The organism is Aquibacillus rhizosphaerae (assembly GCF_030282825.1).
GTDB classification, from domain to species: domain Bacteria; phylum Bacillota; class Bacilli; order Bacillales; family Amphibacillaceae; genus Aquibacillus_C; species Aquibacillus_C rhizosphaerae.
Genome location: NZ_JASTZU010000028.1, coordinates 15,957 through 28,304, shown reverse-complemented (window position 1 = coordinate 28,304; position 12,348 = coordinate 15,957). Strand labels below are relative to the sequence as shown.

The window sequence follows — 12,348 nt, the reverse complement described above, 5'->3', positions numbered from 1 at the left end:
CCCCACCTATATTAAGAATGAAATTGCCAACGTCAAAACGATTGAACCATTAACCAATACTAAATTTTTGACTGCTACAACGAACGTCTCTGCCTTCACTTGCTTTCTATTAAACTTGCGTACATGTTTATATACAGGAATAGCTACAAATAATGAAAGCAACATAACCATCGGTAATAGCTGCAACCAGATAGCTACAACTATTGCAATGAATGATGCTACATAGAGGCTATCGAATAATATAACAGCATAGCGTCTACCTAAATAAAAGGGCAAGGTATAACGGTGATTAGCGATATCATCATCTAGATCACAAATATTATTTGCTAACATTAAATTAGCAATTGTGAAAACACACGGCAAAGAAATTAATAGAATCTCAAGTAGTAACATAACATCGGCTTGAAAACTTATCATTCTTCCATCCAAGGTGAATTGAGCAATCCCTTGATCGAACCCATTGACATAAACCATTAAGAATATGATACCAAAACCCATTGTTGCCCCAGAAAATACTTCACCGAGAGGCATACGCGATAAAGGGATTGGACCAAAGGTATAAAATATACCAATACCAAAACAAACCATACCAATCAAGAGAACCAGAAGGTCAGTTAAGAATACCAGCCAAATACCCAGCCCTGTTGCAACTACTAGCAAAGATAAAATAGTCACCACAACCAAACGCTCTGGTATCTGTTCTTGACCAATTACATTTCTTTCTTTACGATATTCCTGACTCTTCGCCTTGTTAAAATCCATATAGTTATTTATTGCCGTTGTAGTCAAATCAAATAATAGCATCGAAAAAAAGAATATTAACGTATGAATTGGTTTAAACGTGTCATACCGAAAATAAACAAATAATCCACCAATTAAAAATGGAAACACACTTGCTATCTTCGTCTGAATTTCAACTAATTTTAAAAATGCACGAAAAGACATTGCCCCCTACCTCCTTTAGAAAATATTACTCTCCCATTTCAAATGCTTCATTCGTTAATTCAAAATCTTGTAATCCTGATGTGGTATATACTTTTTTATCTGTACTGATAAAAATAGCTTCCACACCGCTTATATTTTCAAGATATTCTAATCCATCTACAAGCCCTTTCGAAAAAACAGTTGTTGATAGAGCATCTCCATCAATAGATTGTTCACTAATGATAGATACACCAGCAAGATCATTCATAAATGGGTATCCATCACCCGGATTTAAAAGATGATGGTACTTGATACCATCTACTTCTAAAAAACGTTCATAGATTCCAGAAGTGACAACTGATCTATTAGACTGTCTGACCTTACCAACAATTTCTCCTCGTGCAGAGAATGGATCTTGTATACCAACATTCCAGGCTTCTCCAGATGGATTATTTCCCATCACATAAATATTTCCGCCTAAATCAATAATTGCTGTTGTCACGCCATTTTCTTTTAAAACTTCTACAACTTCATCAGCTATAAATCCTTTTGCGATTGCTCCTAAATCTAATCTCATCCCTTTTTCTTTTAAAAATACTGTTTGTTCCTGATCAATTAATTCAACTTTCTCATAATCTATTAGAGGTAGAACGTCATCAATTTCTGATTGCTCTGGCTTACGCGCATCCTCATACCCTATGTGCCATAGTGACGTTAATGGACCAATAGTTATATCAAAAGACCCATTAGATTTTGTACTATGCTGTTTTCCTGCCTTCACAAGATTATATATATCGCTTGATACTTCCACGGGTTCAACCCCTGCTTTTTCGTTCACCTTATCAATCTCAGATTCACTTTCTTCCGCATTTATCTGATTAGCTAAGTCATGTATTCGCTTAAAGACAGGTTTTAAAACAGATTCTTTTTCTTTATCGTAAATCTTTACTGTAACAACTGTCCCCATTAAAAACGCAGTTTCTTTAAAAGGCGTTTTTAACACCTTTTCTTCTTTCCCTTGTAGCGTATTCCCACAACCCGATACCAAGAGGATTCCAACCACGCACCATATCCATATAAGTCTTTTTTTCTTCATTTCATCCATAACCTTTCTCTTAGGAAATTTTTTTATGACTGAGTCATTTTCACAATTACCTTATTAAGTCACCTTCGGCAATATATAGTTTGGAAGTGGTTTTATCCAACATATTGTTGTAGGTGATGACAAAATTGATATTATGAAATTTGATTAGATTAAATTTGTTTCTATATTTATTTATATTGTGAATGTTTTCACATAATTTAATCACCGTCAGTATAACATTGTGCTTATTTTCTGTCTATGCACTTTTCCATCACATTCTCAACTTTTTAAACCTATTGTATTAACAATCCTTCATAAATACTGCGTTCTATAGTTGTCCTATAACTTGTGAATAGTTTTTGAACTTTATAGTCTTATATAGTTTGTTAATATTTCGTGAACACTTTCACTAATTATTTATATATAATCTTTGAAAACTCTAGACACGTTTTTAAACGCACGTTACAATAACATTGTTCAATACTTCACAATTTAAGCAACTTTTGAAACTAAAAAGGAGTGAAAGAAAATGACAAATAAAAATATTGTCATTATAGGTGCTGGATATGCTGGAGTTCACGCAGCTAAAAAACTTGCAAAAAAGTATAAAAAAGATTCATCTGTTTCCATTACCTTAATTGATCGTCATTCTTATCACACAATGATGACAGAGCTACATGAAGTGGCTGCACACCGTGTAGAACCTGATGCAATACAATTTGACTTACGTCGCCTTTTCAATCGCACAAAGGTAAACCTAGTAACCGATAATGTGAAACACGTAGATCATACTAAAAAGTGTGTCACAACAGAACATGGTTCCTTTCCCTATGATTACCTAATTTTAGGTATGGGTGGAGAGCCAAATGACTTCGGAACACCAGGTGTTGGTGAGCACGCCTTTACATTATGGTCATGGGAAGATGCAGTAAAGTTACGTGAACACATTGAGAAAACCGTTCAACTTGCTGCTAACGTTCACGATGAGGCTACACGTCGCGCAATGCTTACATTTACTGTTTGTGGTTCTGGATTTACCGGCATTGAAATGGTCGGTGAACTTATGGAATGGAAAAATCGTTTAGCTAAGGACAATAAGCTAGATAGCGAAGAAATTTCATTATATGTAGTTGAAGCTGCACCAACAATTTTAAACATGCTTGACAGAAAAGATGCGGACAAAGCGGAAGCATATATGGTGAGAAAAGGTATAAAAATTCTTAAAAACGCACCAATTGTTGAAGTGAAATCCGACTCTGTCCTATTAAAATCTGGTGAAGAAATACCAACACATACATTAATTTGGACAGCTGGTGTTAAAGCAAACTCAGATACAAAAGACTATGGAATGTCTGCAGGTCGATCTGGTCGTTTAAACGTTAATGAATATATGGAATCCGCAGACTTTGAAGATGTATATGTCATTGGTGATTTAGCTTATTACGAAGAAGAACCAGGAAAACCAACGCCACAAATTGTCGAGGCTGCAGAACAAACTGGTATGACAGCTGCAAAGAGTATTATAGCGGATATCAGCGGCGGGGAGAAAGAAGCGTATAACGGAAAATACCACGGTGTGATGGTTTCTATTGGTGCTAGGTATGGTGTAGCAAATTTAAGTGGAATTCATTTAAGTGGATGGTTCGCTAACTTTATGAAACACATGGTTAACTTGTATTATTTCTTCGGTATTCGAAGTGGCTATTATATGTTCCAATATGTGATGCATGAATTTTTCCATACAAAAGACAAACGAAATATTTTCCGTAATTTTTCAACACGTTATGGTAACGTACTTTGGAGTTTACCACTTCGCATTTTCGTAGGGGGTTTCTGGTTAGTAGAAGCTGGCACGAAAATTTGGGGTAAATCTACTTGGGATGAAGCAACTTCAAGTTTCTCAAATGTAAAGTTATTATTTAAGGGTCTGGGTGAAGATTCTTGGTTAGTCGGATCGACGGTAAGAATGCCGTTTGAATGGCTACAAGAAACAACAAGTGGAGCTAGTGAGGCAGCGACAGAAGGTGCTTCTGAGTGGGCAACACCCATTCTAAGTAAAATGCCTGGTATATTCCAATGGTTTATGGAGATTGTACTTCCAACGCCTGAAATGGCAGTGTTTATGCAAAAATTTATGGTATTTGTAGAATTAGGAATTGGTTTGGCTATCTTAGGTGGTTTATTTACTTGGCTTGCAAGTGCTGCAAGTGCAGGATTCCTAGCGATGTTTACTCTATCAGCAATGCTTGGATGGGATAAAGTTTGGGCATTACCAGCATCCATAGCACTCATGAATGGTTCTGGAAGATCTATTGGTTTGGATTACTGGGTTGTTCCTTATTTACAACAAAAAGCAGGGGATTTTTGGTACGGCAAAGAACGCGCCATTTACAGAGATAACGAAAAGCTTTCACCAACCATTCGTTCACAAAAATCTCAAACGAAGGATTTCGATTAAGTAATACTTGAGGCATACGCGAGAGGCTTAACACCTTTCGCATATCCTCGAATTACTTATCTACTTAAAGTAGTGAAGGGGAGCAAAGACATGAGAACTTACTTTCGTATAATTAAACGTTGGGATGTAATTCTAATTATCTCACTCATTCTTCTTTCTTTTTTGCCCTTAGCTATTTTCAGCTATCAACACGTTGGTGAAACTTCAACTAATACAAAATCGGTTGCTGTTATTTCCGTTGATAATAAAGAAGTTAAACGAGTAGAACTAACAGGTAATCAACAGCATGATATTTTTGATATTACCCAACCAAATGGTGATACAAACACAATTGAAGTTAGTGGTAATCGAATTCGTATTAAAGCAGCAGATTGCCCAGATCAAGTTTGTGTATTAACTAGTTTTATATCTAAACCTGGTAAAACTATCGTTTGCTTACCACATAAGCTAGTAATTGAAATACAAACTGTTGATGGAAAATCAGATGATTTAATTATTAGTTCTTAAGAGAGAATTCTACTTCGGGGATTGGAAGTTGAAGCGTATGACAAAAAATCAACGTCTTGTATATATTGCATTATTAGCTTCTCAAGCAGTGATTATAAGTTTATTAGAACGTGCCATACCTTTTCCCTTTGCCATTGCACCTGGAGCGAAATTAGGATTGGCAAACATTATGACTATTATGGCACTATATACACTTTCAACAAAAGACACATTGAAAGTAATTGCAATCCGTCTTCTACTAGCAACCTTGTTAGGCGGTACAATATCATCATTTATGTACAGTACTTCTGGTGCAATAGTAAGTTTTTTTGGGATGTGGACCGTGAAGAAATTAGGGCCAAAAAGAGTTAGTTTAATCGGCGTTAGTACAACTGGAGCAATCCTGCACAATGTTGGCCAACTGGCTATAGCAAGTTGGATCGCGCAAACGTGGACGGTGCTTCTCTATTTACCAGTTCTCTCATTTGTTGGGATATTATCTGGAATAGCGATTGGAATTGTTGCTAATTACTTACTTATACATGTAGAAAAACTACATTACTATAAAGATTTACGTGAATTGGAAAAATAAAAGAAAGAAAGAGGTTTTGACTATGCGTGTACATCAAATGTGGAATGCCTATCCTGAGTTGAAAACTGATTTAACAAGTGTACTTAGTTTAATAGAATCACATATTAGAGTTCGCGATAAGACAGTCGAATTGACAATAAAAGAATTGGTTCATTCTGGAGGAAAGCTACTCAGGCCTGCCTATTCACTATTATGCTCTCAAATTGGTCCAAAAAAAGATAAAGAAAAATCAATTGCTGTCGCAGCTGCTATCGAAACACTGCATATGGCAACATTGGTTCATGATGATGTCATTGATGAAGCTAACATACGTCATGGTATCCCCACTATTCATACGAAAAAAGATAATAAGTTTGCCATTTATTCAGGTGACTATCTCTTTTGTGTTTGTTTTACAATACTTTCACGTCATGCTACTTCTTTAGCGCATTTAGAGTTTAATGCTAGAGGAATGGAAAAAATATTAAGTGGGGAGCTGGATCAATTAAATTCACGTTATAAATCTAACGTTTCCGTGAAAAACTATTTATCTCGTGTTTCAGGTAAGACAGCACAATTGTTTGCCGTTAGTTGTTACTCAGGTGCAATTGAGAGTGAGGCACCTCGACGTTTAGCAATGAATGCATGGAACATGGGGCACCACATCGGGATGGCGTTTCAAATCATGGATGATATATTAGATTATAGAGGGAATAGCCAAGCATTAGGCAAACCGATCATGGCCGATATTAGACAAGGTATTTATAATTTACCACTTATTTATGCAATGCAAGAAAACCCAAAAGCATTTCAACCTCTACTAGAAAAAAAAGATGCACTAACAGAAAGTGACATGCAAACCCTAATGGAACTTATTAATACTTATAAAGGCGTAGAAAAAGCACAGGATTTAGCTAGAAAGTACACAAAAAAAGCCATCGTGCAAATTAACAGAATGCCAAAAGGCACATATCGGGAATCATTAAAAGAATTAACTATGAAGTTACTAGAGAGAATTAATTAAGATTAGAATAGAAAACTGATACCATTATAAGTATCAGTTTTCTTGTTTTATATAAATTTGGACATTTACTTTTTATTAATCTCTCGCTAGACAGCAAATTATCCCTTCTTAGCACCTCGACCTCCACGTTTGGATTCCGTATTCTTCTTTAATGAAGCTAGTCGATCTTCAGAATCTTTTAAAAACCGATTCATTTTAGCTTCAAACGTTTCTGTTCGATCGCGGGATACTTTGGGATTGTTATTACTTTTACGACGCCCGGAATTTGGATTATCTTTTGCCTTCTTAATAGACAATCCAATCTTTCCATCTTTCTCAACATTAATTACTTTAACAGTAATCTCATCGCCTACTGTTAAATGTTCATTAATGTCTTTAACATAGTTATCAGCAACTTCACTAATATGAACCAACCCTGTTGAACCACCTGGTAACTCAACAAATGCGCCGAAATTAGTAATACCGGTTACCTTACCCTGCAACTTGCTGCCTGCTTCGATTGACATAAAAAAAATGCTCCTCCTTAGAATTTTGAAAAAAAGATCTCCTTTTTATATAGTATATAGAAGTATTAAAAAGTGTGTCAATAAGACAAGTCTTCTTCAGGAAGTTTAAATATTACTTCTCCTTCTTTTGAGAAAAAGTAATTTGTTTTTGCGATTTGTAGCACATATTCCTCATCATTCAAGAGTTCGACTTCCTGCGATAAATCTTTTTCTTCTTTCTTAAGGGAAGCCAGCTTTTCTTCTAACTGTACCTGTTGTTCTTCTTTCTGTGCATGAAGCATTCGTTGTTTTAAATGATAGGTGGTTATTGTGCCCAAGGTTATCATTACTACGATTGAAAATAGCACAAGACGGCGGTGTAAACGCTTTTTCTTCTTTTTTTGTCTCTCTACATGCGCATCATATTGCTTCATATAGGTTGAATCAATTTTTGCGATTTTTCGTTGTTTTCGCGTCACCGGCCTACTACCTCCTTCTATTTTTGATGTTTTTTCCACCACTTACTTATAATATTCTTTATTTTTAGAAATAATCCTGCTAATTGACTTAAGTATTTTTTAACTTTTTGCGGAATTAAGCGCCATAACAGTACTAAGATGAGTTTTATTGGATAGCCTATTATTTTAAAAAGCAATATAACTATCCAAAGTACAATTCCCCAAATCCAAAGCAATACAGCAATAGCAAACATGATCAAGCCTTTTATTGGACGCACAATTAAAGCATGTACTAAACGATAAAAAAAGTAATAAATAGAAATACTTATTTTGATAACTCTTTCTAATAAACGCTTATAGATGTTTTCAAATACACTTTTATACATTGCGTAGCCGCATAGCATAGCGAGCAAAATATAAAATCTGAGTTCTCCTTGATTAACTACATACAATAAATAAAATAAAATTAATGTTTGTAAAAGCCAGAATCCGATTTCAATCGAATAAGCATAAATCTTATGTTGTTTCCAATGCACTTCAAACCTACGAAATGTTTCAATTGCAGCCCCCAAATATACCCCGCCTGCAATCATTACAAGAATCGTCAGGAATTGGGTTGTTAATGTCATTTAAACAGCTTGCTAAAGAAACCTTTAGCTTTCTCCCCATGTTGTTCATCTAAGTAAGAAAGCTCGTAAATTTTACCTTTTATCGTGACGTTTCCTTCTTCTACATCGAGGTTCTTCATTTGAAGGTTTTCTCCTCTGACAATTAAATATCCCATAACCGTTTGTAATAAGAATTCTTCGTTATCAAAACTATCTACTTCTTTAACTCCACTTATTTCTAAGTTGCGTCTATTGTTCATTCTTATATGGTGATCCACCTGTGGACTTGGTGCAGTATTTCTTTCATAATAATTCATTGTACAGCCCTCCCTTTATCGTTACCAATTTATGAAGGAAGGGACAAGTTTAGAACAAGAACATAACTTTAACGTTATTTTACTTCTTCTTCTTTTTTCACACTATACAAGTTTGCTGCTTCATCTTTTTTTACTGTTTCTCGTAAGGATTCTACTTGTATAGTTAATAGTTTTTGACCAAATTGAATGCTTAATGTGTCACCAACAGCAACATTCGTTGATGCTTTAGCCTGATTGCCATTAATAGTGATTCTTCCTTGATCTGCTACCTCTTTAGCTAGTGTACGCCTTTTGATTAATCTAGAAATCTTCAAAAATTTATCTAGTCGCATAGGTTTTGATTCTCTCCTTTTCCTATTCTTTTTCTTTGGCTTCATTCCAATAAATATCTAATTGATTAAGTGTTTGATCAGCCATCGTTAAACCTTGTTCTTTTATTTTATTCTCAATATATTGAAATCTTGATTTGAATTTTTGATTTGTAGACAATAATGCAAGTTCTGGATTGACTTTATAATATCTTGATAGGTTTACAATAGCAAATAGTAAATCTCCAAGCTCTCGTTCTATTTCTTTATCAGCACCCAGTTCTACGGCGTGTTTTACCTCATTGATTTCCTCAAACACTTTTTCCCACATCGGTTGAGAATCATCCCAATCGAAGCCAACTTTAGCAGCTTTTTTCTGTAGTTCTTCTGCAATTAATAATTGAGGAAGTTCTGCAGGAATATTGTCTAAGAGTGATTGTTCTTTATTTCCTTTTTCCTCGCGTTTAATCTGATCCCAATTCGCAACTACCTCTTCAGCATCATCTACATGTGTATTGTCACTAAAGACATGAGGATGTCTGCGAATCATTTTATTCGTAATTGTTACTATTACGTCATCAATGGTAAAAAAACCTTCATCTTCTCCTATTTGACTATGTAGCATAACCTGTAAGAGAACATCACCAATTTCCTCAATCATTCCCTCATCATCTTCTTGATTAACAGCTTCAATAAATTCATATGCTTCTTCAATAAGATATGTACGTAATGATTCATGGGTCTGTTCTTTATCCCATGGACAACCATTTGGACCACGCAATTGACTAATTACTTCTTGTAAACGGAAAAATTGATGATTTAACTTATTAGCAGGTACTGGCGGAACATACACACTTGTAAGATTACTTAGTTTTGCCGATTGATCTAGCTCTACTAAAGGAATTGTAGTAACCGCCGATTGATTACTCCCAACAGCCTCTACAATTGTTATTGGGTGTTCTGGGGGTAAATCCTCTAACAATGCTAATTTCACCTCCGAAGCAACAAATCCATCATAGACCTGGCAAAAAATAATATGTTGTCTATATTCTAATTGGTTTCTTTTAAATGAAGTTGCATCTATAAATTGAAAACCTTCGATTGGATCAATTTTCAATGCGGTAAATAAATCATCTAAATAGCTCTGTCCGCCGATTATTTCAACATCCAATTCCTCTTGTTCTAATAATAGTTGAACTGTTTTTTCTGCTAGCATCGGATGGCCTGGTACCGCATAAATTATTGAGCCTTTTTCTTTGGCCCTATCAATTACCTGCTCAACGATTTCTTTATATACTTGTTCAAACTGATCATTCTGTTCATAAACGGAATCATAGCTAGTGAAATGGACATTTTCCATTTGGAGAGAACGTATCACAGGGTGATCCATCGTCCGCACATGGATTTCTCCTTGATATTGGATTAATTTGCGGTAAATTCCTACTGATAATTGATTAATATCACCCGCTCCTAATCCTAAGACTTCTATTTTGGTGTTCGTATTCATTTGTTTATTTCCTCCTTTGCATAGCTTCAATAAGTAATTCTCCAAAAGGGAGACCTTGTAACTCCTCGTTAGTAAACCCCTTAAGTTTAACAAGAATAATAATATAACTTAGGGCCCCTAAAATGGATACAAGTAGAACATAACCTAAATAATCCAGTCGGGAGGTTATTTGAAATATTTCAAAAAAGAACTGGTTCATTATTATTAAAAAGATAACCATAAAGCTAAGGGCGGTACTGAATGCTCGCCATGGTATAATCAATAATCTAGTATTGGGAAGAATTTTTTTTAATTGAGATATGTTTAGAAAAAGTACGAATAAAACGCTCATCAGTGTAGCGAGCGCACTACCTTCAATTCCGTAAAGAGGAATTAGCATATAGTTAAGTATGCTTTTTGCACAAACTCCTAAAAGAATAAACACTGCAGTACGATATACATATCCTAGTCCTTGCAGAACCGATGCTATAGTAATGACTAGGGAAGTAAAAATAATTGTACAGGCCAATAAACGAAGTGCAAAACTACCGTTATCATCCCGAAACAACAAGATGTTAACATATGGAAAAATAATCACAAGTCCTACTGTTGCCGCAATCGATAAATAGAAACTAATCTTAAAAGCACTTTGAATATGAGCTTTAAAAACTTCTGGATAAAGCTTTAATCTATTTTTTGTTACCTGTGGAATCAATGCTAACGCTAGGGATGAACCCAGCACTGTACCAAGTTGTATCAAAGGTTGTCCTCTATCTAGGATACCTTTCCATTGCTTTGCCTCAGCTAAAGTCGCACCAGCGTTAACTAAATTAGGTACTAGTGTAAATGCATCGGAAAATTGCATGAGTAGTAACAGCATGTGATTAACGCTAATACAAATTCCATAAATAATAACTACACGAAAATAGGTTAGCCATTTGAATGGATAAGACCTACTTCCAATTGGCTTACTTTTTATCCAAAAAAACAATAATGAAATAAATGTAATAACTGCACCAAAAATCGACCCTAAAGCAGCCCCAGACCCTATTTCATATAGGTTTTCCCCTTGTTGAATAAGTAAAATTGCTGTGAATAGAATAATACTTACTCTTACTACTTGTTCTATTACTTGTGAAATTGCAGTTGGTACCATATTATTATTGCCTTGAAATACCCCTCTTATAATCGACGTAAAGGGGATGATTAAAAAGATATATGCGGACATTCGTATTGATTTAGATAAATGAATATCACCCATCCATCCCGCAATTTTATCAGAATAAATGAATAAACCTACAAACAGTATTGTGTTTATAGAAATTAGCAAACAAAAAATAGGTAAGTAAAAGGAAGGAAGAGATGGTTCGTTTCCTTCTTCTTTGTGCTCAGCTACCAATTTAGAAATAGCAGTAGGAAATCCATATAAAGATAACATCATCGCTATTCCTAAAACCGGATAAATTTGTTGATAAATATAAAAACCAATATCACCTGTTATATTTTGAAGTGGAATCCGATATCCCGCACTAAGTACTTTACTTAATAATCCAGTTAAAGTTAATAATAAAGCACCTTTATAAATCTGTTTTGTTTGCCCATTTTCCATAATGTAACGCCTTTCTAGTAACTTTCTACAATCTTTAAAATTATATCATAAATATGGAAGTACTTGCCTGCAAGCTTTTTTATAGGCTTTTTTTAACATTGTTACTTTACACCCGTCGAACTTGATGTAAAGTGCGCACTAAGTATTCTTTACATTTGTAAAATTCTGTTGCAATGGTGACCCGAGTTGTAATACTTCGTTCCGGCAGAATACTCCGCTTTCCACGGGCACGGCTTCAGCTAACTCAGAAGAAAATCGCTTCTGAGTGGATCTTCAGCTCGCGCTGTTCCCGTAGGAGTCTATGTATTCTGTCTTCACTAATTGTGATAATAAATTTTACATTAGTGATTTAAATGTTTTTATAGCTTTTCGAGCATTAAACTTCATGAAATGCATAATTGAATTCTATGAACAACACTATCCTAACGTAGAAAATACACGGAGACTCCTTGAAAATACAAACCGATTTTCTGCGTGCGATGTTGTTCTAAGAAACTTTCCTTATCCTGTGGGAAAGTGATGATGCTGAG

13 protein-coding genes are annotated in these 12,348 nt (G+C 35.0%); 4 read left to right on the top strand and 9 right to left on the bottom strand.

Features of this window, described 5'->3' with window-relative positions; translation table 11 throughout:
• Positions 1-6: 6 nt before the first annotated feature.
• Both menA and QQS35_RS08535 read right to left on the bottom strand, forming a co-directional pair.
• Positions 7-945 carry a 1,4-dihydroxy-2-naphthoate polyprenyltransferase gene (gene menA, locus QQS35_RS08540; protein WP_285931548.1) on the bottom strand — a complete coding sequence of 313 codons (939 nt, stop codon included), beginning with the start codon at positions 943-945 and terminating at the stop codon, positions 7-9.
• 25 nt (positions 946-970) lie between these two features.
• A complete protein-coding gene (locus QQS35_RS08535; RefSeq protein ID WP_285931575.1) occupies positions 971-2,020 on the bottom strand; it encodes an FAD:protein FMN transferase in 1,050 nt (349 codons plus the stop codon).
• 517 nt (positions 2,021-2,537) lie between these two features.
• On the opposite strand from QQS35_RS08535, the gene QQS35_RS08530 reads away from it, so the two are divergent.
• From QQS35_RS08530 to QQS35_RS08515, 4 genes are all read left to right on the top strand, one after another.
• Complete coding sequence (locus QQS35_RS08530; RefSeq protein ID WP_285931547.1) at positions 2,538-4,466, top strand: FAD-dependent oxidoreductase; 1,929 nt, start codon at positions 2,538-2,540, stop codon at positions 4,464-4,466.
• A gap of 90 nt (positions 4,467-4,556) precedes the next feature.
• Positions 4,557-4,973, top strand: coding sequence for a NusG domain II-containing protein (locus QQS35_RS08525; RefSeq protein ID WP_285931546.1), 417 nt, complete (start codon positions 4,557-4,559; stop codon positions 4,971-4,973).
• Between the two features lie 37 nt (positions 4,974-5,010).
• Positions 5,011-5,544, top strand: coding sequence for a Gx transporter family protein (locus tag QQS35_RS08520; RefSeq protein WP_285931545.1), 534 nt, complete (start codon positions 5,011-5,013; stop codon positions 5,542-5,544).
• A gap of 22 nt (positions 5,545-5,566) precedes the next feature.
• Positions 5,567-6,547 (top strand): polyprenyl synthetase family protein, encoded by a 981-nt coding sequence (locus QQS35_RS08515; RefSeq protein ID WP_285931544.1) that lies wholly within the window; start codon positions 5,567-5,569, stop codon positions 6,545-6,547.
• Between the two features lie 98 nt (positions 6,548-6,645).
• On the opposite strand, the gene QQS35_RS08510 is transcribed toward QQS35_RS08515, so the two are convergent.
• The 7 genes from QQS35_RS08510 to QQS35_RS08480 form a co-directional block, all read right to left on the bottom strand.
• Positions 6,646-7,053 carry a S1 domain-containing RNA-binding protein gene (locus QQS35_RS08510; RefSeq protein WP_285931543.1) on the bottom strand — a complete coding sequence of 136 codons (408 nt, stop codon included), beginning with the start codon at positions 7,051-7,053 and terminating at the stop codon, positions 6,646-6,648.
• Between the two features lie 77 nt (positions 7,054-7,130).
• Positions 7,131-7,511: an FtsB family cell division protein gene (locus QQS35_RS08505; RefSeq protein WP_285931542.1), complete on the bottom strand. Its 381-nt coding sequence runs from the start codon at positions 7,509-7,511 to the stop codon at positions 7,131-7,133.
• 17 nt (positions 7,512-7,528) lie between these two features.
• Positions 7,529-8,119 (bottom strand): spore cortex biosynthesis protein YabQ, encoded by a 591-nt coding sequence (gene yabQ, locus QQS35_RS08500; RefSeq protein WP_285931540.1) that lies wholly within the window; start codon positions 8,117-8,119, stop codon positions 7,529-7,531.
• Entirely contained in the window at positions 8,116-8,415 is a 300-nt protein-coding gene (gene yabP, locus QQS35_RS08495; protein ID WP_285931539.1) for a sporulation protein YabP, read from the bottom strand. Before yabP ends, yabQ begins: the two co-directional genes overlap by 4 nt.
• 74 nt (positions 8,416-8,489) lie before the next feature.
• Positions 8,490-8,747 (bottom strand): RNA-binding S4 domain-containing protein, encoded by a 258-nt coding sequence (locus tag QQS35_RS08490; protein ID WP_285931537.1) that lies wholly within the window; start codon positions 8,745-8,747, stop codon positions 8,490-8,492.
• 22 nt (positions 8,748-8,769) lie between these two features.
• Positions 8,770-10,230 (bottom strand): bifunctional methyltransferase/pyrophosphohydrolase YabN, encoded by a 1,461-nt coding sequence (gene yabN / locus QQS35_RS08485; protein WP_285931536.1) that lies wholly within the window; start codon positions 10,228-10,230, stop codon positions 8,770-8,772.
• A gap of 4 nt (positions 10,231-10,234) precedes the next feature.
• Positions 10,235-11,818 carry a putative polysaccharide biosynthesis protein gene (locus tag QQS35_RS08480; RefSeq protein ID WP_285931535.1) on the bottom strand — a complete coding sequence of 528 codons (1,584 nt, stop codon included), beginning with the start codon at positions 11,816-11,818 and terminating at the stop codon, positions 10,235-10,237.
• Positions 11,819-12,348: the final 530 nt, after the last annotated feature.